We start from the raw sequence: 25,701 nt of genomic DNA on the forward strand, positions 1-25,701 counted from the left end.
TTCCTTTTATACAGTGCTTACATTAATTTTGATGTTTATCTAAGTGTTAAATATATTTTAAACAAAGTGCTCTATTACCTTACAGTAACATAGTAAACATACCCTGAACAATATAGGCACTAAAAGGTAATGGCTAGTGATTCATCATATTCTTTTTGAATGTGCTCCCTCAGTTTTTCTTTGTTATAACAACCTAATAGTGAACAGGTGATGAATGTCAGTAAGGTAAGTTTAATTAATGTTTTCATTCCGTGCTTCTAAGGTTTCATCATAAAGAGGGTTATGGGTTCATGATATAATTCACCGTCATCGCCTTTTATAAAGGTAACAGTTTCTGGATAATTTTTTCCTGGCAACTTGACTTTTACTGTATATAAGGCATTAAGCTTATCTTGATTATTTAACGCCCAATCAGGCGTATCTAATACCTGATAATCAATTTTTACATCCACATTTGTCTGATTTTTTCGATATAACCCACTTTCATACGTTTTTTCTGTTATATCTTTTACTTTTACTATTTTTTTAGGACCATAGCAAAATGAACTATTGTAAATAGGGTCTTTATCTCTATTATCAATAAATTGATGCCAATATTCACGCCCCAAATCGGTTAAATCATAGCGATAAATGCCTGATTGCCCTTCTACCGGCGTTTGGCTTAATAAGCCTAACTCTGCAAACAGTGGTAAGGTTTTCGCTAATTTACCTTTATTCCAACTCGCTCAATGAGTATCACTTTCTAATACCGGCTCATCAGTATACGGCAGTTTTACTGAACCGAGAAAATAGCAAAAGTCACCTTTGGTTTTAGTGATTGATCTTGCCCTATCATATTCTTTTTGAATATGCTCCCTTATTTTTTCTTTGTTATAACAACCTAACAGTGAACAGGTGATTAATGTCAGTAAGGTGAATTTAGTTAATGTTTTCATTGCGTGCTTCTAAGGTTTCATCATAAAGAGGGTTATGGGTTCATGATATAACTCACCGTCATCGCCTTTGATAAAGGTTATGGTATCAGGATAAATTTTATTGGGTAGAAACACGGAATTTCTACCATATAACTCATTAATCTTATCTTGCCCCTTTAATGCCCAATCAGGCGTATCCAATACTTGAAAATCAATTTTTACATACACATTTGTCTGATTTTTTCGATATAACCCACTTTCATACGTTTTTTCTGTTATATCTTTTACTTTTACTATTTTTTTGGGGCCATAACAAAAAGAGCTATAGTAAATAGTTTTCTTACCATTATTATTAATATATTGATACCAATATTCACGCCCCAAATCGGTTAAATCATAGCGATAAATGCCTGATTGCCCTTCTACTGGCATTTGGTTTAATAAGCCTAATTCAGCAAACAGTGGTAAGGTTTTCGCTAATTTACCTTTATTCCAACTCGCCCATTGAGTATCACTTTCTAATACCGGTTCATCCGTATACGGTAGTTTTACTGAACCGAGATAATAGCATAAATTTCCTTTGGTTTTGGTTAACGACATTGACCTTTCATATTCTTTTTGAATGTGCTCCCTTAGTTTTTCTTTGTTATAACAACCTAATAGTGAACAGGTGATGAATGTCAGTAAGGTAAGTTTAGTTAATGTTTTCAATGTGGTTCTCCTGATATTCTTAAAATCCGCCCAAGGTGGAGTGATGATGTTTGTAACTGTCAATAAACACCAACGGTTTATTGGTGACGGTTTGATTTTTGCTATTTGTCGACGTTTTGCCCTGTGGCCAGTAATTAATTTGTAAATAAAGCTCTTCAATGCCGTCATAACAAAACTCGCCCATTTTATAAACAATTTTAAAATAACCAAGATTTTGTTGTTTTGAATCAACCGCATTACTGTAAGCTTCAACTTTACCTATTTGGTTTATATCAAGTTCAATTTCTTTATCAACGGGTTTTAATGGAGTTTCCCGTTTAATTAATAAATCGATGGCTGAGCTATCGGCAAAGGTTAAAATTGGGTATTCCTCTCCTTTGCTTATATGCAAGGTAATGGGCTCTTGATAGTCTTTATTATAAGCGCGAAGCACACCTTCGTAATGACTCACTTTTGGTTTGTAATGGGGCAATGCCACCGACAGATAAATTTCGCGGCTTCTGGCTTTAACACCTATTGCTTGTATTTCTGCAAGGTTAGGACAATCTTTATTTTTATATATGACTTTATATTGGTCTTTATATTTGTCTTTAATTTTGTCAATATTGTTGACACCTTCTAAATATTGACGCATTTTTTTGACATAATAAATCTTCTCTTTTTCTAACTGAATAGCAACATTAGCCCCCAGCATGGCAACCATAAAATCATTAATTGCCATTGCCATACTGTCAAACGTAGGTAAGTAGGGTTGCCCTTTATCCGGGTGTTCATTTAAACCCAATAAACAGCGGTTAAACCAGAGTTGCATTTTATCCCATTTGTCTGATTCATCTTCAAAGATAATTAGTAAAATGACTGATACTGCCCCCGCAATTAAACCTAAAACAAAAATCCCTACCCCTAGCGGCCCTAAAAAGGCGGTTATTTGTAACCATATACCTACCGAGCCGGCTAAGCTTAATACACCAGCCAGTACCTGAAGCCCCCCGGCAATACAATACGCTGTTTTGGTTGCTCCACTTTTTTGTTGTCCTTGGGCGATTAAGAAAAACCCCTCCATTATCGATATCGCACTACCTAATACGCCAACGACACCCGCTACCATGGCAGAGGTTTTAAACACCCCATTGACTAAAAGACTGAGATTGGCTCGGTTTGTAATAAACGACCCGGCTAAATGAGATAACCCCATATTGATAAGAGTTAAAACTTCGTTGACTACCAGCGCAAAACTTGCTGCAACTTTATATATGCCAAACTGTAAATCGCGTTTAATTTCATAACGCAGGGTTTCGCTTAAGTTTGTATCTTCCAGTTTTCGCAAGTTTTCGGTGTAGTTGAGGTAGGTGGCGGCTGATTGTAATCCTGCTGAAATCGATTTAACAAAGGCTATGCTGCCACCAAATACCGTCATTTTAGCTGTCGGGTCAATCCCGGCATTTTTTATACTGTTTAAGATTGACTCGCCTTGTAGTTTGGCGACCCGATTATAAATTGACACCCCGGTATTTTTTAATGTTCTGGCAGGAAATCTTGCGTTCGAATTTATGCCTGAAAATCTATCGAGTATATAGCTTTCTAATCGTTGAAATAATACCGAGCCATTTCTCAGCACGTTACGGTCATTGATGATATCGACTAGTTTTAAGCCAATATCGATATAGTTGTTGGCTGTTATCACAAAATTCCAATCAATCACCCCATTTTGACTTTCTTCTGTTTTCGAATAAGCCGGATAGGGTGAACTTGTGCTACGGTATCCCAACGGTTCAAAATATTGATTAAATTCACGTAACTCTAACACCGGAATATTTTTCATTTGAAAATGAAAAATCAATTCGCCACTTATCACTAACGCGCTTTCAGCAACCAACTTAAATAATCGTTCTTGAATACACAGATAGTGTAATGCGCCAAGGTCTTCTTCTGTAAAGTTGGAATGCCATGAAAGTACACGTGATATGAGTATCGAATAAAGCGTCAACACAAGCTCGCCTTTTTCACAGAAGAATTTTTCATCTAACTGGTTTGACTCTGTTTCCGCTTCCAGCTCTTGTAATATCGTTTTGGTTTCCTGCAATCGCTTTGCTTTCGCCTTTAATTCATTTTCTTCCGCGTCGCCAAGATATTGCGCTATTTGTTCGTCGGTTTTGTTTTCTATCGGCGAGTATAAATGACTGTGCGCTTCCAGCTCTTGTTTCATGATGTTAAGGCGTTTTTTTATGATTAACGCCCAAAAACTGTTACTTCGTCCATCAAGCAGATGATAAAAAATACTATCGCCATAATTGATTAAGTTATCCCATAATGCTATTTGTATTTGGCTCTTCACACCGCCGATAGACGTAAAATCTATCATTGCTAAAAAATCCGAAAGATAACCTACATGGTTGTTAGAACAATTGGTATCACACTCTATTAACCAAAATTTGCAATCATTAAATTGACTCATTTCGTCTGGAGTGTGTTGTGACCAGTGTTGATATCCAAATAACCATAGCAAATAATACAAATAGTCCTGCGAAAAGTGATTAATCGAACGGATTATAGCGTTATATCTGTTTTTTTCTAAATCGGTAAATTGCGTTTCAGCCCCCGGGTTTAATCGCTTTTCATATTTTTCCATATGTTTGCGGGTTCTCGATAAAGCATCGAGTTCTGCCCGACCATTTATTATACTGTTATGTTTAAAAGCTTTGACATCGTAATATTCTTCGGTTTTAAAAATCCCTTTTTCTTTATTTTTTTGTTTCAGGTGGTTACGTTTTTCTTCATCTGTCATCGGAACTTCAAAATATCCCTTTGATAGTAAGTTTTTTGTTCTTGGCCAAGTATGAGTTTGCTCGTACGCTCCTATATTGGTTTTTGATATATAGTCATATTCTGGCTCTTCTTGTGCTTTTGATAATTCTATTGCTTTGATTTGATTACGATATTCATTTATCAATGATAACGTTTTACGTTTATGCAGTGTTTCTTCTTTAAAATAATCTGCATTTACTCCGGCAGCCAACGTCGCATTGTAATAGTAATCATAATCTTGGCTTATCATTAGGTTATTTGAATTTGGGGATTGATTGACATTTTCATCATTGGTCTCTTCATGACTTATTCTATCCACACGTTTAGACCCCAGAATTTTGTTGAAATGTTCTTCAATTTTTTGGTTATAAATCTCTTCGGATTTAATCACCAGTTGCGCTATGGGCTCAATCCTTAATTGTCGTTGTAAGCTCAGTTCTTCCGCTATACCAAACGTATCTTCCACAACCACAACAGGGACTTTGTATTGACGCGTTTTTTCTAATTTCTCAATTTGCGCATCTAAGACAAAGCTTGTCTCTAAAAACTCTTTACTATTTGTCTTTGACCTGTCTCGTAATGAGTTAAATTTGTGGGCTGTGATAAAGTTTTTCGAACTTAACAAACGTTTTTTACCATCATGTGTGATGATAAATCTGGGATCAGCAGCCAGCTCCAATAATGAATTATCGGATTTGAGTTTTTTAAACTCAAAACTTCGCTTGCCCTCGTCAGTTAATTTATTTGGATCTTTGTATGCTTCTTGATTCAGGTTAATTTTAGTAAAACGTTTTATCGCTTGTTCTAAAAAAATCTTGTTCTCCCAATGTTCGCTTGTCGAAGCATCACCGGTTGTCGAAGTCGACTTACTCTTCGAAGCTGATTCAATAATGATACTGGATTCATTCATTAATTTTAGGTATTTTTCTATTGTGCTGTTTTTACCTTGAGACCAGGCTCGACGAGTGTAGGCAATGTAGGCTTCGCCTTCATATATTGTGGTGTCAATATTGATAAAAGAACCGGGTATATGGTGATTGCCACCTTTAGTACACGCTTTAGGGATCTCGTTTATGTTTCGTTCTTTTAGGTCAGTAATGGTTTTATGGCGAAATACGCCTGAAGGCGTCACTTCATATCCTAAAAACTCCCACCCATTCGTTTTATGTTTGACTAAGATATAAACGTAACCGACGCGTAAGGTTCGGTAGACATATTTATGGCTGACTAAGCCAATGGGTGGCTCTCGATTGTCTTCCAATAATTTAATGGTTTCACCCATATTTTGGGCTAAGTTAAAATTTTTATTAATCGGCGCTTTTCTGACCAGAAAAATGGGAAATCCTTTACGTTCGCAAACGCCACAACCTCCATTGGCTAAAGCTGATTGAGAATCCTTGCCATACTTAGTTGCTTCAGCATAAATAATGCGATCTTCGAGTTCAGCAGCTTGTTCTTCTTTTGTAGTTTTGGTGGTTGTATGCTTTTCCATTTAAATCATTCCAATTTTTTATTAATATTTCTTTTTACTCAAATTAATGTGAGTTATTTCCGCCTGATAAATATAAAAATATTTATTTTGCGATATTTAAATAAGATATTGTTAAAATTGAAGCGATGAGTGTGAAGTTTACAATGTGGCAGGTTTGTACCTATTAATATATCTGACCTTAAGGCAAGATATTATGATTTATTTTGTATTCACAAATGAAGTTTACTTGATTTAATATTAAATAAAAAAACAATAAACTAACCATTTTTCGATCTTTTCAGTTACTGCTTTCAAATTTATGCAATTTTATATTTTAGATATTTTTTAAAAAAAATTAACAATATCTAAACATAAAATTACTCTTTTTTTAACCATTTTGCAATAGTTATTTTAGAGAGTAACGCTATGAAAATTCATTAAATTTAAATGCAGTAACCTAGTTAAACTTTATTTCCCAATACAAAACGAACTGAAGATACGACCTAATAAATCGTCGGAGGTAAATTCGCCAGTGATTTCACTTAGCGCTTCTTGGGCAAGTCTAAGTTCTTCGGCAAGGAGTTCGCCTGCATGGAAAGCCGTCAGTTGGTACTTACCATTGTTGAGGTGTTCTGACGCTTTTTCCAGTGCTTGCAGATGTCGTCGACGCGCTAAAAAGCCGCCTTCAGTACTACTGGTAAAGCCCATGGCCTGTTTTAAATGGTCACGCAGTAGTGTTACGCCGTCCCCTGTTCGTGCGGAAAGTTGGATAAGTGAGTAACCATTGACTTCACTATAACCTAATGCTTCGCCAGTTAAATCTGCTTTGTTACGTATGACGGTGACAGGCATATTTTTGGGTAAACGTTCTATAAATTCTGGCCATAACTTTTCGGGATTGGTTTCGGTTGTGGTGGTACTATCGACCATAAATAGTACCCTATCTGCTTGTTCAATTTCTTGCCAAGCACGTTCAATACCAATGCGTTCAACTTCATCACTGGCATCACGTAATCCTGCGGTATCAATAATATGTAAGGGCATACCATCGATATGAATATGTTCACGTAATACGTCACGCGTTGTGCCTGCAATATCGGTAACAATCGCCGCATCACGACCAGCCAACGCATTAAGTAAGCTTGATTTACCTGCATTTGGGCGACCGGCTATCACCACTTTCATTCCTTCTCGTAATAGTGAGCCTTGTTTCGCTTCTTGGCGAACTTCGTTTAAGCGAGTAATCACTTCATTAAGTTGTGCTTCTATTTTGCCATCTGATAGAAAGTCGATCTCTTCTTCAGGAAAATCTATCGCAGCTTCAGTAAAAATGCGTAAATGAATTAATGATTCAACTAATTCATTAATTTTTTTCGAAAACACGCCTTGCAAGGATGAAATCGCTGATTTTGCAGCTTGTTCAGAACTCGCATCAATTAAATCGGCTATGGCTTCGGCTTGGGCTAAATCTAATTTATCATTTAAAAAAGCACGCTCTGAAAATTCACCCGGTTTTGCAATACGGACGTTAGCAATCTCTAATACCCGTTTTAAAAGCAAATCTAAAATGACAGGCCCACCATGCCCTTGTAACTCTAGTACATCTTCACCCGTAAATGAGTGAGGATTAGGAAAAAATAGCGCTATTCCTTCGTCTAAGGTTGTACCGTCAGAAGCTAAAAAAGGAAGATACTCAGCATAGCGAGGTTTTGGTATTTTGCCGAGTATCGCTTGTGCAACGGTTTGCGCCTGTGGCCCCGAAATTCGCAAAATGCCCACACCACCTCGACCGGGTGGTGTTGCTTGCGCAACAATTGTATCTAATTTCATATATGTTTATAGCTGATTTAAATTTGAATGTTTAATAATAGCATGGACGCACGGCAAAAACATTAAGGACTATAGGTTTTGCCGTTATTCTTTTATAATTTTAGTGACAGGATAAGTCGGCTAATTATTAGTCGTTATTTGGATGATCGAATAACCATGAATTTGCCAATGCTAGGGGTTCTCTTATTAGTGCAATATATTTATCTCCATTTCCCCAGCCTAATGGCGCCGATAAACCTGATATTTCGTTAAAGCCTGAACGTTTAGCCAGCATTAGCGAACGCAGAATATGAAAATCATTGGTTACCACAACTGTCTTACCTAACGGCAATACACGATTCGCATAGACAAATTGTTGAGCCGTTCGAGTCGATTTATCTTCTTGGTAAACACGTTTTGGGTCAATACCCTTATGAATTAGATATTGTGCCATCACACTCGCTTCGGTCGCAGACTCATTTTTACCTTGTCCCCCACATACAATAACTTTCGTTCGTGGATTATGTTGTAAATAATCGAAGGCAATATCTAAACGTTGAGCTAAACTGTAATGAGGAACAGCAGGCGTACCAACAACTTGTGCACCTAATACAACTAAGGTATCAGCATCTGGCGCCGGATTTTGTTTAGAATAAAGATAAATAACGATGTTAGTTATAACAAAATAAGTAAAGATTAACACTAAGCCGTACTTAATTAATTTAACGATCATTTATTTTAACCCCTATTTTTTATAACAATGTTCAAAATGGTCATTGACTAACCCCATTGATTGCATAAAAGCATAACAAATTGTTGAACCAACAAAAGAAAAGCCTCTCTTTTTTAAAGCTTTTGACATATTATCAGAAATATCGGTACTTACAGGCACTTCACTAATATCCTTGTAGTGATTGATAATCGGTTTACCGTCGACAAAAGACCAAATAAATGTCGAAAAATCTTCATTATTTTTTTTCATTGTTAGATAAGCCTGTGCATTTTTTATAATACTATTAAGTTTTAATCGATTTCGAATTAATCCTTTATTTTCGAGTAAACGTTCAACATCTTTTTGGGTTAACGTAATAATTTTTTCTGGGATAAAATCAAAAAAACAGCGCCGATATTCTTCACGCTTTTTCAATACCGTGATCCAAGATAATCCTGCTTGTTGTCCTTCTAAACAGATTTTCTCAAATAATTTGAGGCTATCATACTGGGCAACACCCCATTCGTTATCGTGATAATTTATATATAAAGGATCATTTGAAACCCAGTCACAACGTATTATTTCTTGAACTGTCATTTAAATAATATCCTAACAAATTGGTTGTATTATGAATAATTTTGTCTTCATTTACAAAAAAGGAATTTCAATATTATAAGATTAATATCGAAATTACTAAATAAAAATTGTTGTCAAAACAATATGATGATTCAATCTACCTAAGCTCGATTTTTAAAAATGGGGCATATCATTTTTAAAACTAAAATATATTCTTTCCTACTAAAACTAAAAATTAATAACAAGTTTACTTTACCCGCTTTTTTACTAGTTATCCTATTATTTTTAAATAACATGAATCATAAAGTATTCAATTTGAAATTAAGATTCATACTTCAAAACAACTTGGTTTAAATAACTAGTTAAATCATTTATATAATCTAATAATTAAAATTTTACCTACTGTTTTTTTTGAAATTTTTTTGATATTCCTTCCGCTTTTTTAGAATATTTTTTGTTCACCCCATTAAAGTGTGATTAAGATCACAAATTTTAAAAATACCCCTCCTTTTGCAACGTGATCTTGATCACGTTTACTGACTTTTTCTAATGAATCCACGCCATGAACGTATCTAAAATAGTGTTAATTCAATGACATCAATCAATAAGGAAGGTAACGAAAATGAGTCGTTCAAACATAAAAGTTAAAGTCCAAAATTTTGGGCGTTTTTTAAGCAATATGGTTATGCCAAATATTGGCGCATTTATCGCATGGGGGTTGATCACCGCTATTTTTTTATACAATGCAAGGGATCCCAGTGCTGGGGGTTGGTTTCCAAATGAACGTGTATCAACATCGTTTATTGGGCCGATGATCACTTATTTACTGCCACTATTAATTGGTTATACCGGCGGTAAACTCATGTATAACGACCGTGGTGCCGTTGTTGGTGCGATTACGACTATTGGCGTAATTGTCGGGTCATCTATACCAATGTTTTTAGGCGCAATGATAGCTGGTCCTTTAGGCGGCTTTATGATCAAGCAATTTGATCGCTTAATAGATGGTAAAGTTAAAAGTGGTTTTGAGATGTTAGTCAATAACTTTTCAGCTGGCATTCTTGGTATGATGCTTGCACTAATTGCTTATTTTGCAATTGGTCCAGCCGTGGCTTGGTTAACCAATATATTGATTATCGCCGTCCAATTTATGGTTGATCATGGATTATTGCCACTCACCTCTATTTTGGTCGAACCGGCTAAAGTTTTGTTCCTCAACAATGCCATTAATCATGGTGTCTTTACCTCATTGGGTGTGACACAAGTAGCAGAAACCGGTAAATCGATTTTCTTTTTAATTGAAGCCAATCCGGGTCCCGGTTTAGGGCTTTTACTGGCCTATATGTTTTTTGGTAAGGGTGCCGCAAAAGGATCGGCTAGTGGTGCTGCGATCATTCATTTTTTTGGCGGAATTCATGAGATCTACTTTCCCTATGTGTTAATGAATCCCCGCTTGATTATTGCCGTTATTATGGGCGGAATGACCGGAATATTCACGTTAACCGTTTTTCATGCAGGTTTAACAGCTCCAGCTTCGCCCGGTTCGATTTTTGCTGTAATGAGTATGGCAAAAGGTTCCTATTTTGGCGTAACGCTTTCAGTCATGGCGGCGACGGCTGTCTCTTTTGTTATGTCATTGATTTTATTAAAAACAACCAAAACATCGTCTAAAAGTCTTGATGATGCCAAATTAAGTCTCTCAAGCATGAAAGATGAGGCTAAAGGAAGAAAAAATGAAACGTTTGATCTAGCTAAAGTCAAAAAAATAATCGTGGCTTGCGATGCAGGCATGGGATCAAGTGCAATGGGTGCCGGTGTTTTACGCAAGAAGATTGAAAATGCCAACTTGGCAATCAATGTTAGCAATCTAGCCATTAATGATCTGCCCGATGATGTAGATATCGTCATTACGCATCAAGATTTAACGCACCGAGCCAGACAGTATGCCCCCAATGCTTGGCATATATCGTTAACTAACTTTTTAGATAGTGAGTTATACAGTCAATTAGTCGACCAACTTAACCACGCACTAGGAATTGAACAAAAGATAACGACAAAAAATTCCCCCCAAACTTCCGATAATTCCCCTCTCTTCCAATTAACCGACAAAAATATTTTTTTAAATTTAACCGCCAAAACAAAAGAAGAAGCAATCCGTTTTGCCGGTCAAAAATTAGTAGAAAATGGCTATGTTTCCCCTGCCTACATTGAATCGATGCTAGAACGTGAAAAATTGACTTCAACCTATTTAGGTGAATTTATCGCTGTCCCTCATGGCACCATTGAATCTAAAGACAGTGTAATTAATACAGGTATCGTATTTTGCCAATACCCCTCAGGTGTTCAGTTCGGTGATAACAAAGAGGATTACGCCAAAATTGTTATTGGGATAGCTGCACGTAACAACGAGCATTTGGACGTGATTGCAAAGCTGACCAACGCTCTCGATAACCCCAATACCATTACAAAACTCACAACAACTCACAGCGTGAAAGAGGTTTTAGCCTTATTAGGCTAATGCTGTTTTTGTACGCCTTACGTTTAGGTAAGAAAACTCGAACATTATTGAAACTCACAAGATATAAGGTATAAATTATGAAAGCATTACACTTTGGCGCGGGTAATATTGGACGCGGTTTTATTGGTAAATTATTATCTGATGCAGGATTTCACGTCACTTTTGCTGATGTCAATCAGCAAATTATTGATGAATTGGCACATCGTCATCAATATTCGGTCAATGTAGTTGGAGAAGAGGCAAGTACTGAGATAGTCTATCACGTCGATGCCATTAACAGTACATCACCTAACATTTGCCACCACATTGCAACGGTTGATTTAATTACAACCGCTGTTGGTCCACAAGTATTGAATAAGATTGCCCCAATTGTTGCTCAAGGTATTTTGAAAAGATATCAACACGATAATCAAGCGCCGCTAAATATTATTGCCTGTGAAAATATGATTCGTGGTACTACTCAATTTAAGCAAGCAATCTTTGCACAATTACCTGAAACCTTACATCAATGGGTAGAAACACATATTGGTTTTGTTGATTCTGCAGTCGATCGCATTGTGCCGCCGACCCTATCACCATCAGGTGATATATTAGCCGTAACGGTTGAAACCTTTTCAGAATGGATAGTTGATAAAAAACAATTTATTGGTACTATTCCGAATATAACCGGTATGGAGCCTGTCGATAATCTTATGGCTTTTGTTGAACGTAAATTATTTACGCTCAATACCGGGCATGCCATTACGGCCTATTTGGGCTTTTACTACAATTTCGCAACTATCCGTGATGCAATATTGAATGAGCAAATTCGTTTCATTGTTCGTGGAGCAATGGAAGAAAGTGGGCAAGTATTGATTCATCGCTATAATTTTGATGATCAAAAACACATGGCATATATCGAAAAGATTTTATCCCGTTTTGAAAATCCCTATTTACACGATGATACCGCCAGAGTTGGACGTCAACCCATACGAAAATTAGGAGCAAGTGATCGTCTCATAAAACCGCTACTTGGCACATTTGAATATCAGATTAACAATTGTAATTTATTGATTGGTATTGCTGCTGCCCTTAACTATCGGAATAATGATGATGAACAAGCAGTGCAATTAGCAAAACAGATTGTTAATCATGGAGTGATACCCACTTTTTGTCAAATTTCGGGCATTGATAGTCATAATCCAGTTGTTCAACCAATCGAAGAACTTTATACTGCAATGCAAAATCATCAATTTTTATTAAAAGATGTCGGATAAAAGGCTACAAGAAGATAAAATACTAGAAAAACTCAATCAGCAAACTGATATTCACAGTTTGCTGACTGTCGCCATTAAACTGATCAACAAAAGTGTGAATCGGTTGATTCTCAACATTTTTTGTAAGGAACCCCATGCCATTAAATTTGTGATTCCTTCACTTATTGGTAAAAATGGGCCTTTAAATGATACATCTGTTTGTTTAAAATTGCTTTTTGCTTTGGGCATTTTAAGCCGTGCAGATTATGAAGATATCGAATTACTTATTGCCATTTTAGATGAGCTGGATCTTAGTGATAAACACTATCATTATAGTGATGACGAGATTCTTGGACCGATAAGCTTATTACATGATATGGTGTTACCGCAAAATTGGGTGTTACAACAAGATCAAGTTGCCGAACTCGGGATTGTCGATAATTTTAAATCATCCATTTTACAAAATCGTTATCAGCAAATGATCCGTTCAGCACTGATTATTGCGATCACCGATCTTATACTTCGAATTAGTAATAAACCCAAACATAAAGATCATGATTAACTGTCTATTACCGACTTTTTAACGTAAAAATTATTTTAAGTGGGTAAAGTTAGCGGTAATGATCGGCTTTATTTCCCACTCTTTCATTTAGTCGGTATAATGCCCCCATTTTATTGTAAATTGGGTTATTCATGAAAACGTTATTTGCCAGCACCTCGCGCGGACTTGAGGAGTTACTTAAGAAAGAGTTAGAAGAGTTAGGCTCGATCAATTGTAAAATTACTCAAGGTGGTGTCTATTATGATGCCGATGAAACAACGTTATATCAGTCTTTATTATGGTCTCGTTTAGCATCACGCATTCTATTACCGCTTGCTGAATTTGATATATATAGTGATTTGGATCTCTATTCTTGCGTTTTTAATCTAAAATGGACTGATATTTTTGCCGTCGATAATTCATTTGTCATCAATTTTGTCGGGGTAAATGATTTTATCCGTAACAGTCAATATGGTGCATTGAAAATCAAGGATGCGATTGTCGATCATTTTGTCCGACAAACCAATAGGCGTCCCAATGTTGCAAAACACGATCCCGATATTCGAATTCATGCTTATCTTCATAAAAATCGTGTTACGCTATCCCTCGATTTAAGTGGAGAGAGCCTGCATCAACGTGGTTATCGTCAACAAACAGGTCAAGCACCACTAAAAGAGAGTTTAGCGACAGCAATCATTTTACGATCAGGCTGGCAAATTGATGAACCGCTACTTGATCCTATGTGTGGTTCGGGTACATTGTTAATTGAAGCAGCCATGATTGCAGCTAAAATCCCACCAGGATTTCATCGAAAACAATGGGGCTTTTTAGCATGGAAAGGGTTTAATCCTATACTTTGGAATGATCTGCTATTAAGAGCAAAACAGAATATTTGCCACCCCAAAGGCGTTTTTATTGGTTATGATAATAATGCAATAGTGTTGGAACGTGCACAACAAAATGCACGTTATGCAGGCGTGAGCGATTATATTAGTTTTGCCAAACAAGATGTAACTCAATTAATCAATCCACTTTCATCCGAATCATCAGGCATGATTATCAGCAATCCGCCTTACGGTGAGCGTTTAGAAAGTGAACCTGCACTCATTGCCCTACATACTGCGTTAGGTCAACTTATTAAACAACATTTTGGTGGTTGGCGCCTATCACTGTTTAGTGGAGCCCCACAACTATTAGATTGCTTACAAATGCGTGCAGATAAGCAATTTAAGGCAAAAAATGGCCCACTGGATTGTGTGCAAAAAAATTATGTCATCGCCAAACGTGATAACACGCTACCGGTTTCTAATCCTAATTTACCGGCAGCGGATTTTGCGAATCGATTACGTAAAAATAAGCAAAAACTGGAAAAATGGGCTACTCAAGAGCAATTGGAATGTTATCGTCTTTATGATGCTGACCTGCCGGAATATAATGTTGCCATTGACCGTTACAAAGACAAAGTTGTCGTGCAAGAATATGCAGCGCCCAAAAATATTGATCCTCAAAAAACACGGCAACGGCTATTTGATATCATTAATGCGACTATGTCTGTATTAGAATTAACAGCCGATCAACTGATCTTAAAAACTCGGGAAAAGCAAAAAGGTAAACAACAATATCAAAAACTTGCTCAAAAGCAGGATTATTTTTTAGTGCATGAATACCCCATCAATCACCGTAAAACCCAATTTTGGGTAAATGTGACTGATTATTTAGACACAGGCCTGTTTTTAGATCATCGCTTGGCACGTAAAATGATAGGTGAAATGAGTGATAATAAAGATTTTCTTAATCTGTTTGCTTACACAGGAACTGCCACCGTTTACGCAGGGTTAGGCAATGCAAAATCAACTACCACCGTGGATATGTCACGTACCTATCTGGAATGGGCAGATCGCAATTTAAAACAAAATGATTTAACGGGTAAAAAACATCGCTTAATTCAAGCTGATTGTTTGCTCTATCTTGCTCAATGCAATGAACAATTTGATCTCATTTTTATCGATCCCCCGACATTTTCAAATTCTAAACGCATGAATGAGACATTTGATGTTCAACGTGATCATCTTAAGTTAATGAGCGATCTAAAACGATTACTAAGACCAAATGGCGTTATTGTATTTTCGAATAATAAACGAGGTTTTAAAATGGATGCGCAAGGTATGCAAAAATTAGGCTTAACCTTTCAAGAAATCACTAATAAAACACTATCATTAGACTTTAAACGCAATAAACAGATTCATTGTTGTTTTATTATTAAACATAATTAATAGCCATTGCAAGTTGAATGCTTCTTATACAGTGATTCTGAAAATTAAAGCTACTTAAAGGCTGATTATTTTATTCAAAAATAAATTTAGTCAGCCTCTAATTTTTTATTATTACCCACCGTTTAATTCTTGGTTCATCTATTAATAAAATTTTTGAAATCAGAGTATTATATTTTAATACTTATAAATAAGCTTGTCAGTTAATACACCAAAACAGGAGAATTACGCATTAAATCCCATTGCCATTTAAAAAATGAATATCTGTTACCTCGATATTTGTTATCATCTGAATTTGATAGAACATAATTTTTTTCAATTTTAATTGAAACTCTTTTGAAACTATAATCCATAATATTTTCCGTATATCCTTGATAAAAGACAAAATCATTGGTGACTTCTGAATAAATATTAAAATTATTTAATTCAAATTGATTAAATAAACGTTCAGTTATTGGTGGACTCGATACTTGTTTTTCGAAAATATGATGTAAAGTCAGTGAATGCCCTAGTTCATGTTGAATTGTGCAATTATCTTTTAGCGAATTTTGGAAATAAATACTATAACCGTGGTATAACATCTTTTCTTCAATTATTATACCTTTATGGTTTATTTCCTTAAAATCTTTTATAGTTAAACCTCCAATCCTTCCATTCAATGGATTCACGGTAACAAAAAATAACGTTACGATATGATTCTGTGGATTACTTTGTTTTTCGTTGAAAGAATTGAGAATTTCTTTATATACCTTATAGTAATGTATTATCCTAAAAAACACATATTTATCTGGTGATTTATTTTTACTCACCTTCTTCGACATAAGAGCTTTATTTTTAACATTATCTAAAAAAGATTTTAGTTTACTATTCTGCGGATTTTCTTCAGAAAATTTTAGCATATCAAATTCCTCAATTGATGTTATTTCGGGTTTGATTAATGCCTGATTGAATGTTTTATTGCTTAATAAACTATTAATTGATTTCACGTAATCTGGACGAATCTTATTTCCTTTTTCATCTTTTTCTAATATCACACTCACTAAATTAATCTTTAATTTAGGTATGATATTATTTTGATAAACCATGAGTTTTCCTACTTCAATTTCAGTATCACCCAGTTTAGCAAATACTTTTATTTCCTCGTGAGTATCCAAAGTCCCTCCCTGACAAATGACATTCACCGCATTTTCAATTTCATAATAATTGACCTTTTCTTTGCTATATTGATCCAAGATTCTGGTTTTTTTTCCTTGTGCTATGAATTTTGAAATTGGAATCTGAGTTGGATTTACCTTTAAACAAGACTTTCCCGGTTTTAAAATTATCTCCGTACCATCATCATTGATTGAGTCAATTTCATCTAATTGAAGATTGAGATCAACGCCTTTATTGTGCATTGAAGAATTTGCGTTTCCTTCAATATTACAAGCATAGATAGCAAGCCAAGCAGGATAATAATCTTTGTTGTAGGGTTTTATAGGATTTTTGACATCTTTTAAATATTCTTTTTTTAGAAAATAGGGTTGTTGACATAAGGGAGTATATTTTTTTATGTATATTAAATTTCTAAATTGATCTTCTTTCAGATCAACAAATTCTATCGGATAAATATACTCATCTCGTAACCAATCAAAACCATATTGACCTTGATACGGTGCATTATTTTTTTGTTTTATGGTAGCAGGTCTTCTAAAATGAATAGTAAATTTTTTTAAACATGATGTGGTCAAATCATCTATTAATGAACTTGTTTTTGGAAAATCGCAAAATGTTGTTTTTGCAATATCTTTAATCATAAATTTCCCCTTTAAGTTAATATTTTAACATAGAAGATTTACGCATTTTATCCCATTGCCACTTATAAAATGAATCCATTTTTTTGTCGTATTGATTATACCCTTGAACTAATTTATTTGAGGGTAATTCTTTATCTATGTATTTAAAACCATAATCCATAATATTTTCCGTATAACCCAGATAAAAAAGAAAATTATTAGAAGTTGAAGGTTCATCTTTTGGTTTTTCGAAGAGATGGTGTAACCTCATTGCATGGCCTAGTTCATGTTTAATTGCAATCGCATCACTAAAAGCTCTTTTGAAGTAAAAACAATATGCTTGGTATAACTTTTCTTCTTCCCTAGTTACATCATTATTATGTTTATCGTAAGGATAATTGTAAGTCCCTCCACTCAAAAATTCAGTGACCGGATCTAATCCAATAAAAAATATCGTTAAACTATCTTCATTATAAATATAACTATTAATATCTTTTGAAGATGCGTTAACTTCTTGAAATTTTCTATAATAATCCATTACTATTTTCCAGATATAGTCTACCTCTAAATTGACTTTTTCATGCGGTATTTGCTCCTTTGCCATTTTTTCTCTTTCTGCAATCCATCTCAAAAAAGTTTGGAGTTCATCCTTAACTTCTAGTTTATTTACAAATTCAAACATATCAAATTCTTGTACTGCTGATAATTCGCTTTTGATCAATGCTTGAGTTAAGACTTTATCATTTAATAAATGATTTATGGCACTCATATATTCTGGACGAATCTTATTTCCATTCTTATCTTTTTCTAATACCACACTCACTAAATTAACTTTTAATTTGGGTATAATATTATTTTGATAAACCATCAATTTTCCAACTTCAATTTCAGTAGAACCCAGTTTAGCGAATACTTTTACTTCCTCGTGAGTATCCAAGGCTCCTCCCTGACAAATGACATTCACCGCATTTTCGATTTCATAATAATTAATCTCTTCTTTACTATACTGATCTAATATTCTGGTTTTTTTTCCTTGTGCTATAAATTTTGAAATTGGGATCCGTTCTGGATTTACCTTTAAACAAGACTTTCCTGGTTTTAAAACTATCTCGGTACCGTCATCAATGATTGAGTCAATTTCATCTAATTGAAGATTAAGATCAACACCCTTATTGTGCATTGGTGAATTTGCATTTCCTTCAATATTACAAGCAAAGATAGCAAGCCAAGCAGGATAATAATCTTTGTTATATGGTTTTATGGGATTTTTTACATCTTTTAGATACTCTTTTTTTAGATCATAGGGCTGTTGACATAGCGGTGTATATTTTTTAACAAAATCCCAGCTTCTATTTGGCGAGAAAATTTCTTTCATTTCAACAAATTCTATAGGATAAGCATATTCATCTCGTAACCAATCAAAACCATATTCCCCTCGATAAGGTGCATTATTTTTTTGTTTTATCTTAGCTGGTCTTCTAAAATGAATGGTAAATTTTTGTAAACATGAGGCGGTCGGATCACCAATTAATGAACTTGTTTTCGGAAAATTACAAAACAATTTTTTTGACACTTAAATAACCATTAATAACCAGTAAACTAATATTTCAACAGTGAAGATTGACGCATTGAATCCCATTGCCATTTATAAAATGAATCCATTTTTTTTGCGTATTGGTTTAATACATGAGTATATAAAGTTGAAAATTTTTCAGGTTTTGCATTTATTGTTTTAAAATTATAATCCATTATATTTTCTGTGTAGCCTTGATAAAAAATAAAATCCTTGGTTATTTTGCTATAAATGTTAAATTCATTTAATTCAGAATGATAGAATTGACTTTCAGAAATTGATGTTTTATCTCTTAATTTTTGGAAGATATGGAGTAAACCCATGATATGTCCAACTTCATGTTTAATTGAGAGAGCATTATTAAGCCCACTTTTGAAAAAAAAACAGTAACTTTGGTATAACAATTTCTCTTCTTTCGTTACTCCAACATAATGTTTTTCATTAGGAGAATTAATCGTTAATCCAGCTACATCCCCATCTAACGGATTTAATCCAACAAAAAATATCGTTACACTACCTTCATTTTGAGAAGTAATAAGCTGACTATATTTTCTGTAAAATTTCATTATATTTTTGCTAATATATTCTGCTGCATTCATTCCATTCGGCATTATTCCCAATTTCATGACTTTTTCGTTTTTAATTAACGTTATAAAGTCATTGAGATCCGTTTCAAAACTTAGTGTTTGGGCCAATTCAAGCATATCAAACGCTTCTACTGCTAACAATTCGAGATTGATCAATGCCTGAGTTAATATTTTTTCATTTTTTAAGTGATTAATAGCGCTCTCATAATCAGGAATAATCTTATTTCCATTCTCATCTTCATCTAATACCACACACACTAAATTAACCTTTAATTTAGGTATGATATTATTTTGATAAACCATGAGTTTTCCTACTTCAATTTCAGTATCACCCAGTTTAGCAAATACTTTTATTTCCTCGTGAGTATCCAAAGTCCCTCCCTGACAAATGACATTCACCGCATTTTCAATTTCATAATAATTAATCTTTTCTTTGCTATATTGATCCAAGATTCTGGTTTTTTTTCCTTGTGCTATAAATTTTGAAATTGGAATACGCTCTGGATTTACTTTTAAACAAGGCTTTCCCGGTTTTAAAATTATTTCGGTACCATCATTAATGATTGAATCAATTTCATCTAATTGAAGATTGAGATCAACGCCTTTATTGTGCATTGGAGAATTTGCGTTTCCTTCAATATTACAAGCATAGATAGCAAGCCAAGCAGGATAATAATCTTTGTTATAGGGTTTTATAGGATTTTTTACATCTTTTAAATACTCTTTTTTTAGAAAATAAGGTTGTTGACATAAAGATGTATATTTTTTAACAGACACCCAATCTCCATTTGACGGGTAAGTTTCTTTCATATCAACAAATTCAATCGGATAAACATATTCATCTCGTAACCAATCAAAACCATATTCCCCCCGATAAAGTGCATTATTTTTTTGTTTTATCTTAGCTGGTCTTCTAAAATGAATAGTAAATTTTTTTAAACAAGAAGCAGAATAATTCTCGACAGCAGAAGTAGTTTTTGGAAATTCAATGATAGATGTTATTTGCATTCTAAAACTCTTTTATTTAAGCTTGGCTCATTTCATTCGTATTAATTTTAATCAGCAATGGCAACCAATTGAACTGAAAACAAAACCTTTCATAGATAGTATTGAATCTTGGTGAGTCATTATTTCCTTCAAATTCCTTTATCAGGTTCTTTTCGGTACCTATTACAAAAGGGTCTTCATCAAAATAGCTACCCAATATAAACATTAATACTATACTTGTCGTAATTTCTTCGGGATGATTCATATGCAAATGTTTTTGAGCTCTATCAAGACCAAATGTTAATAATTTTTCAAAATCATCTTCTTTTGTTGCTTCAAACTTAGCTTGAACGATTTCATTCAATGAATTAACAACCTCTTGTTTTATATTATCTTTATTGATATCGGCAGGAGCTATTGGTGTAGAATGTTTTAGTGGTTGCCTTTTCAAATAATCATCAAGTTTTTTAAAAATTTCACCTTTGTTACAGAGTCCTTCTCCATACGATTTTTCTAAAAAAGGGATAACATCAAAATACAACACCTCTGCTATGGTTAGTTCAGTAAAATCATGATAATCATCAAATATTTTTTTTATCCAACTATATTGAGGATCATCACGAAACTTTGCGCCTAACAAAATCATTAAATCAATATAGAATCGAGTTGTATCTTGTTGGGTAAACCCATTTTGTTTAGCATGATTTAAACTTAATCGTAAAATATTTTTGAGCGCTGTAGAGCCAACTGCTTCACGCAGATAAGCATAGTTTGTTTGACAATGGCTAACCAGTTTATCCAGATAATTCTCAATGGATTGTTTTTTTAATATGACATTGACTTTATCATCAATCTTTAACGGCATAATGGTTATCCTTATTAAAAAATAGGTATTGATCATCACAAAGTATTGCCCAACTTTCTATCTTTTCGAGATAATAGCTAATATTCTTATCAGCTTTGAATAGCTCTAACATATTATTGAAACAACGAGGATCATAAAATCTTAAGAAATATTTTTTACCTTGTTCGTTTTCTGCAAAAAGCAGTTCTTTTAAATAGTCTTGTAAAGAAAAGAAAGATGCTTTACTCCACAACCACAATACAGAAGGTTTTTCAACTTGGGCAATTAAAATTTCATTAATAATATTTTGATAACTAGGCTCATATTTTTCTATCTGTATTAATAAGGGGCCTGCTTCTGACGATTTAACGTAAGGCGTATTTGCTAATAAAGAGCAACAAATTAGATTGGGATCTTTGATAAACATTTTGTAAAAACAACTATCAAACTGTGCACAGTCAATAATTGCATAACAATAGATTTTTTCTTCAACGTTTTCCGTAGATAAATCATCTGATTCTTGTTTAAGATCATCGATAATATCTTGCTTTTTAGGAAATTCTGGAAGGGAAACTTTATTATCATTCATCATTCAATCTCCAACATAACTTCGCCAAGACGAGCCGCCCTTCTTAAGCATTCGACACAAAGCGAAGTTTGAGGAATATCAGCAAAATGAGTTTCTTGCGTATTAATATTAATACTCGCTGGCCCCATTTTCTGAAATAAACCACTTTTTAATAGGATATTGCCTTTAGTGCCTAATTCAATGCCATTACTATTTATTTTAATATAAGAACCACCACTGATTAATGTGATATCACGTTGAGCCGTTAAAATAACAGAGTCATCAATACTACTAATTTGAATTTCATTTTTTGCAGTAATTACCATCTCATCATTTTGAGCTTCAATTTCAACTTTTCCTTTTGATGCAAACAGTTTTATACCCATTTTATGAGCAAAAAAACTTAACGCTCCACCAGCGGCCAAAGTAATTTTTTTAAGTACACTAATATCAGTATTATCCTCGGCGATAATCGAAACATTTTTACTGGTTGATAATTGAATATTTTTAGGGCTTGTTAATCCAATACCTTCTTTAGCGTACCCCATTATTCCACTTTGATTTAACTGAGTAAGAGTATTTTTAAGTTCTGACTGACTTTCAAGTTCGGCTGCATGGGCTTTGGAAGCCTGAACAGCTTGTTGTAATGACTCTGCAATTGAAAAAGCATTATTTAGTTGTGCGCTTGCCCCATCCATATCTAGTTGTTTAGCTGTTGCATTAGGTTTGGTTTCGGTTGTTATATATAGTCCTTTTTCAGCAGATATCGCTCCCCATTCATCCGTTCTCAGTTCAAACCCTTCACCACGTTTAGTTTTTTCGCTGTCAACTAAATGCCCTAAATTAAGCTGGGTTTTACCGTATTCGGTCGCCAATTTAATGTGTTCTTGTCCACGTTTATCATCCATACGCAATTTGTTATTGGCAGGTGTTCGAATAACATTACGATGTTTGTTGGCGGTTGCTACATGGTCTGGATGGGTACTGTCATGCATCGCATGAGCTATATAAGGTCTATCGGGATTACCATTCGTGAAGCCTATCGCGACTTCTGTTCCATCTATTAATGGAAAATGAAAGCCATATGTATCACCTGAATAAGGTTTTGCCAGCCTTACCCATAAACTTTCTTCCCCTTTTTTCCAGTTTTTTAAATCAAAATTGAATTTTATTCGATATCGTCCTTGAGTATCGATATAACCATACGTGTCATTATCCGGACTTGTCACCCGTGCCGGCAATGTTCCGCTCACTTGAGGCCATGGCAACGGTGCCGGTCGATATGGTTTTAAGGCTGCATAAGCAATGGCGGTAAAATGCATACGAAAAGGCTCTGCTCTGCTACCTAACGTTTGCGTGGATAAAATGATGATTCCTTCATCCATATCCTTAATCGGACATTCGTCAATGATAATATGCTGACCCGGGATTAGCTGATAGTTATTACATTCTCCCGAAATAATTAATTGTTCAGCGATATAATGTTGATGGCGAATATGCGCATACCACATACCGCTTTCAACCGTAAGCTCATCACCCAATGTTTTAGGGTGTTCTTCATAGCGATAATCTTCTCCACGCGTGGTGATATCTTCTACCTGACTATTAGCACTTCCATACAGCGAACTATTTGCCATTCGATAATTATAATCGTTGACACTAACTTGGTTGGGTTGGGTTTTACTTCTGAATTGTAAATTCCATACACTATATTTTAAGTTGTCATTTAAGCCACTTGGCTGTTTTATGATTATGTTACCTGCATCCTGAAATCCCTGTTCATAATCGCTGATGACCATTACATCACAGTTATGTTCACGATGTGTGTCAAAATAAAACCATATTCCGACATCTGACATTAACCTTTTGATAAACGCTAAATCCGATTCTTGCCACTGCGTGATAAATTCACGTATCGGATAGGATTCCTTTAATTCAAATCTAAAATCTATACCTGTAAAACCATGGTTTCGTAGTACTTCTTCCACCACCTCGACAACACTTTGATTCTGAAAAATTGCACTTTGATGATGATTTGACAGTAACGCCACACGTGGCTCTAATACCACTCGATACTGCGCTTGTTCCTGACTCATCGATATTAAGCTAAATTCGGTTATAATGCCGTATAGCGTCCTTGGTTTATCAATTAATCCACTTATTTCAATGAGTTGTTCTATAAGGTTAGCTGATTGAAAAGTTAAGGAAGCTGGCTGGCTGAGAACAGAATCAATAGCGATATGTTTATTAGGGCTATTAAAATTGATCGTATACCGCCATGGCTGATTTAATTCTTCTTTACCTTCTATTGATAATACTGAAATTTCCGCTGAGGCATCAACACTATCAATGGAAAGAATATAATGATTGAGTGCTGAATTTTCCATAAAAGAAGATAAACCATTGGTAAACTGCCCCTTTATATCCATTCCCACCTCACGTTTAATATTTAAATACTTTTGACTATCCATGTAAAATGACTACATAAATCACATAATAATGATAAGCTAAAACACGTAAATTAATATACGTGTTTTCATTATGCAGTCAACTCATTTTACTGTTATTTACTTTTTTATATATCTGAAAAAGATAATGAATTTTCTTTATTATTGATATATGGCAGAATATATTTTGAGGAGTAATTATTTAAATTTGGGTAACCAGTTGGTTTAAGAAATATCAAAATGAGCATCCAAGTATTGCTAAAATTTCAATCATCATAATTTTCGCACTGATAATCACTCTAAAAATAGATAACTATCTACAAGGAGCTTTTATATTCACTCCTTATAGGTATCTATTGGGTAAACTTTAACGAACAACTAAAATTGACGTTTGAGCGCCACGAACAACACCGGATGCATTGGAACCTAATAAATGGGTGGTAATATTTGGACGGCGAGATCCTAATATAATTAAATCGGGTTTTAATTCTTCTGCTATATGGAGAATTTCATCTCTTGGATTACCAAATGCTATCGAAAACGATAAGTTTTCTCGTGGAAGGTTAATGGTATCAAGCAACTGGTGAAATGCTTGTTCAGTTTGCACCGTTGCTTTATCTTTAAATTCATCAAAACCAAATGAGTAAGCATTTACAATAGCGGATGCAATAGGTAAAACGTGAAAAAAAATAACGTCCGCATTCGATAATTTGGCTAAACATTCCAAATGTGGAATGACCTTTTTTGTTAGATCGTTTTCAAGAATATCAATAGGAACAAGAATTTTTTTATACATAACAAGTACCTCGCAAATAGCATTTGATAACGCATCTTTTTATTCAAAAAAACAGAGTCATTGCTAATTATGATACTAGTTTTTAGTTTATTTGCTAATATTTTAACTTACGATTAATCAAACTGAATGTTTGGTGCAATTGTGTTGATCTTATTTATAATGGTGAAAAATTGTTTATAGTTGTATATATTAAACTAACTTTAACGCAAGCAACAAACTGATATAAAAAATAGGTTGGAGCAACGTCGATCCCCTGATAATGCTTTACCCTTTCAAGCAATATACAATCATGCTAATCTTATTATTACTATATGGGATAAATAAAAACCAATTGGAATTACTCATTGTATAACCGATTTTGTTGTTATCGACTGTTCAGCCAATCTTGCAGTTCATGAAAAATTTCAAAAATTATAGTTAATCAATTAATAAAAAAGTGCCCAAAGAAGAGCAATCAACATTGTGATATGACTTTACTTACTGCGCTTAAGATTATTGATTATTAAGGTCATATCGGTTTTAATGCTTATCCTTTAGCTTGGATTTTAAAAGATAAATTGAC

At 34.3% G+C, this 25,701-nt stretch carries 19 protein-coding genes; 4 read left to right on the forward strand and 15 right to left on the reverse strand.

The features are described from left to right. Positions 1-119: 119 nt before the first annotated feature. The 8 genes from GYM75_RS12320 to GYM75_RS09185 form a co-directional block, all read right to left on the reverse strand. Positions 120-248 (reverse strand): hypothetical protein, encoded by a 129-nt coding sequence (locus GYM75_RS12320; RefSeq protein WP_255556765.1) that lies wholly within the window; start codon positions 246-248, stop codon positions 120-122. Positions 249-257: 9 nt separating this feature from the next. Next, positions 258-608 carry a hypothetical protein gene (locus GYM75_RS09155; protein ID WP_220215656.1) on the reverse strand — a complete coding sequence of 117 codons (351 nt, stop codon included), beginning with the start codon at positions 606-608 and terminating at the stop codon, positions 258-260. A 117-nt stretch (positions 609-725) separates the two neighbouring features. Further along, positions 726-935 (reverse strand): hypothetical protein, encoded by a 210-nt coding sequence (locus GYM75_RS09160; protein ID WP_220215657.1) that lies wholly within the window; start codon positions 933-935, stop codon positions 726-728. A gap of 9 nt (positions 936-944) precedes the next feature. Continuing rightward, entirely contained in the window at positions 945-1,625 is a 681-nt protein-coding gene (locus tag GYM75_RS09165) for a hypothetical protein (RefSeq protein ID WP_220215658.1), read from the reverse strand. Between the two features lie 19 nt (positions 1,626-1,644). Continuing rightward, positions 1,645-5,922 (reverse strand): toxin VasX, encoded by a 4,278-nt coding sequence (locus GYM75_RS09170; RefSeq protein ID WP_220215659.1) that lies wholly within the window; start codon positions 5,920-5,922, stop codon positions 1,645-1,647. 447 nt (positions 5,923-6,369) lie between these two features. Beyond that, positions 6,370-7,731 carry a tRNA uridine-5-carboxymethylaminomethyl(34) synthesis GTPase MnmE gene (gene mnmE / locus GYM75_RS09175; protein ID WP_220215660.1) on the reverse strand — a complete coding sequence of 454 codons (1,362 nt, stop codon included), beginning with the start codon at positions 7,729-7,731 and terminating at the stop codon, positions 6,370-6,372. Between the two features lie 127 nt (positions 7,732-7,858). Further along, positions 7,859-8,443 carry a YdcF family protein gene (locus tag GYM75_RS09180; protein ID WP_220215661.1) on the reverse strand — a complete coding sequence of 195 codons (585 nt, stop codon included), beginning with the start codon at positions 8,441-8,443 and terminating at the stop codon, positions 7,859-7,861. Positions 8,444-8,455: 12 nt separating this feature from the next. Continuing rightward, the gene (locus tag GYM75_RS09185; RefSeq protein WP_220215662.1) at positions 8,456-9,019 is read right to left on the reverse strand and encodes a DNA-3-methyladenine glycosylase I; all 564 of its coding nucleotides are present in this window, start codon (positions 9,017-9,019) and stop codon (positions 8,456-8,458) included. A 601-nt stretch (positions 9,020-9,620) separates the two neighbouring features. On the opposite strand from GYM75_RS09185, the gene GYM75_RS09190 reads away from it, so the two are divergent. The 4 genes from GYM75_RS09190 to rlmKL all read left to right on the forward strand — a co-directional run bounded on the left by GYM75_RS09190 (position 9,621) and on the right by rlmKL (position 15,565). Then, the gene (locus GYM75_RS09190) at positions 9,621-11,516 is read left to right on the forward strand and encodes a PTS mannitol transporter subunit IICBA (protein WP_220215663.1); all 1,896 of its coding nucleotides are present in this window, start codon (positions 9,621-9,623) and stop codon (positions 11,514-11,516) included. Positions 11,517-11,593: 77 nt separating this feature from the next. Then, positions 11,594-12,772: a mannitol-1-phosphate 5-dehydrogenase gene (locus GYM75_RS09195; protein WP_220215664.1), complete on the forward strand. Its 1,179-nt coding sequence runs from the start codon at positions 11,594-11,596 to the stop codon at positions 12,770-12,772. After that, entirely contained in the window at positions 12,762-13,313 is a 552-nt protein-coding gene (locus tag GYM75_RS09200) for an MltR family transcriptional regulator (RefSeq protein WP_220215665.1), read from the forward strand. The genes GYM75_RS09195 and GYM75_RS09200 overlap by 11 nt, the downstream gene beginning before the upstream one ends. Positions 13,314-13,444: 131 nt before the next feature. Continuing rightward, complete coding sequence (rlmKL, locus tag GYM75_RS09205; RefSeq protein WP_220215666.1) at positions 13,445-15,565, forward strand: bifunctional 23S rRNA (guanine(2069)-N(7))-methyltransferase RlmK/23S rRNA (guanine(2445)-N(2))-methyltransferase RlmL; 2,121 nt, start codon at positions 13,445-13,447, stop codon at positions 15,563-15,565. A gap of 200 nt (positions 15,566-15,765) precedes the next feature. On the opposite strand, the gene GYM75_RS09210 is transcribed toward rlmKL, so the two are convergent. The 7 genes from GYM75_RS09210 to GYM75_RS09240 form a co-directional block, all read right to left on the reverse strand. Next, positions 15,766-17,358 (reverse strand): hypothetical protein, encoded by a 1,593-nt coding sequence (locus GYM75_RS09210; RefSeq protein ID WP_220215667.1) that lies wholly within the window; start codon positions 17,356-17,358, stop codon positions 15,766-15,768. Between the two features lie 16 nt (positions 17,359-17,374). Further along, a complete protein-coding gene (locus tag GYM75_RS09215) occupies positions 17,375-18,910 on the reverse strand; it encodes a hypothetical protein (RefSeq protein ID WP_220215668.1) in 1,536 nt (511 codons plus the stop codon). 26 nt (positions 18,911-18,936) lie between these two features. Then, the gene (locus GYM75_RS09220; protein ID WP_220215669.1) at positions 18,937-20,505 is read right to left on the reverse strand and encodes a hypothetical protein; all 1,569 of its coding nucleotides are present in this window, start codon (positions 20,503-20,505) and stop codon (positions 18,937-18,939) included. A gap of 16 nt (positions 20,506-20,521) precedes the next feature. After that, positions 20,522-21,349, reverse strand: a complete 828-nt coding sequence (locus tag GYM75_RS09225) for a hypothetical protein (protein ID WP_220215670.1) — start codon at positions 21,347-21,349, stop codon at positions 20,522-20,524. Further along, positions 21,333-21,920: a DUF4123 domain-containing protein gene (locus tag GYM75_RS09230; protein ID WP_220215671.1), complete on the reverse strand. Its 588-nt coding sequence runs from the start codon at positions 21,918-21,920 to the stop codon at positions 21,333-21,335. Before GYM75_RS09230 ends, GYM75_RS09225 begins: the two co-directional genes overlap by 17 nt. Beyond that, positions 21,917-24,367 (reverse strand): type VI secretion system Vgr family protein, encoded by a 2,451-nt coding sequence (locus GYM75_RS09235; RefSeq protein WP_220215672.1) that lies wholly within the window; start codon positions 24,365-24,367, stop codon positions 21,917-21,919. The genes GYM75_RS09230 and GYM75_RS09235 overlap by 4 nt, the downstream gene beginning before the upstream one ends. A gap of 343 nt (positions 24,368-24,710) precedes the next feature. Then, positions 24,711-25,139, reverse strand: a complete 429-nt coding sequence (locus GYM75_RS09240) for a universal stress protein (protein ID WP_220215673.1) — start codon at positions 25,137-25,139, stop codon at positions 24,711-24,713. Between the last annotated feature and the right edge of the window lie 562 nt (positions 25,140-25,701).

Source organism: Gilliamella sp. ESL0441 (assembly GCF_019469185.1).
Taxonomy (GTDB): Bacteria; Pseudomonadota; Gammaproteobacteria; order Enterobacterales; family Orbaceae; genus Gilliamella.

Bases quoted from the DNA above. Each gene is read 5' to 3' on its own strand.
- GYM75_RS09220 (WP_220215669.1), bottom strand. From the start codon at position 20,505: ATGCAAATAACATCTATCATTGAATTTCCAAAAACTACTTCTGCTGTC.
- GYM75_RS09180 (WP_220215661.1), bottom strand. From the start codon at position 8,443: ATGATCGTTAAATTAATTAAGTACGGCTTAGTGTTAATCTTTACTTAT.
- GYM75_RS09225 (WP_220215670.1), bottom strand. From the start codon at position 21,349: ATGCCGTTAAAGATTGATGATAAAGTCAATGTCATATTAAAAAAACAA.
- GYM75_RS09185 (WP_220215662.1), bottom strand. From the start codon at position 9,019: ATGACAGTTCAAGAAATAATACGTTGTGACTGGGTTTCAAATGATCCT.
- GYM75_RS12320 (WP_255556765.1), bottom strand. From the start codon at position 248: ATGAAAACATTAATTAAACTTACCTTACTGACATTCATCACCTGTTCA.
- GYM75_RS09235 (WP_220215672.1), bottom strand. From the start codon at position 24,367: ATGGATAGTCAAAAGTATTTAAATATTAAACGTGAGGTGGGAATGGAT.
- GYM75_RS09240 (WP_220215673.1), bottom strand. From the start codon at position 25,139: ATGTATAAAAAAATTCTTGTTCCTATTGATATTCTTGAAAACGATCTA.
- GYM75_RS09210 (WP_220215667.1), bottom strand. From the start codon at position 17,358: ATGATTAAAGATATTGCAAAAACAACATTTTGCGATTTTCCAAAAACA.
- GYM75_RS09170 (WP_220215659.1), bottom strand. From the start codon at position 5,922: ATGGAAAAGCATACAACCACCAAAACTACAAAAGAAGAACAAGCTGCT.
- GYM75_RS09160 (WP_220215657.1), bottom strand. From the start codon at position 935: ATGAAAACATTAACTAAATTCACCTTACTGACATTAATCACCTGTTCA.
- GYM75_RS09230 (WP_220215671.1), bottom strand. From the start codon at position 21,920: ATGATGAATGATAATAAAGTTTCCCTTCCAGAATTTCCTAAAAAGCAA.
- mnmE (WP_220215660.1), bottom strand. From the start codon at position 7,731: ATGAAATTAGATACAATTGTTGCGCAAGCAACACCACCCGGTCGAGGT.
- rlmKL (WP_220215666.1), top strand. From the start codon at position 13,445: ATGAAAACGTTATTTGCCAGCACCTCGCGCGGACTTGAGGAGTTACTT.
- GYM75_RS09200 (WP_220215665.1), top strand. From the start codon at position 12,762: ATGTCGGATAAAAGGCTACAAGAAGATAAAATACTAGAAAAACTCAAT.
- GYM75_RS09195 (WP_220215664.1), top strand. From the start codon at position 11,594: ATGAAAGCATTACACTTTGGCGCGGGTAATATTGGACGCGGTTTTATT.
- GYM75_RS09190 (WP_220215663.1), top strand. From the start codon at position 9,621: ATGAGTCGTTCAAACATAAAAGTTAAAGTCCAAAATTTTGGGCGTTTT.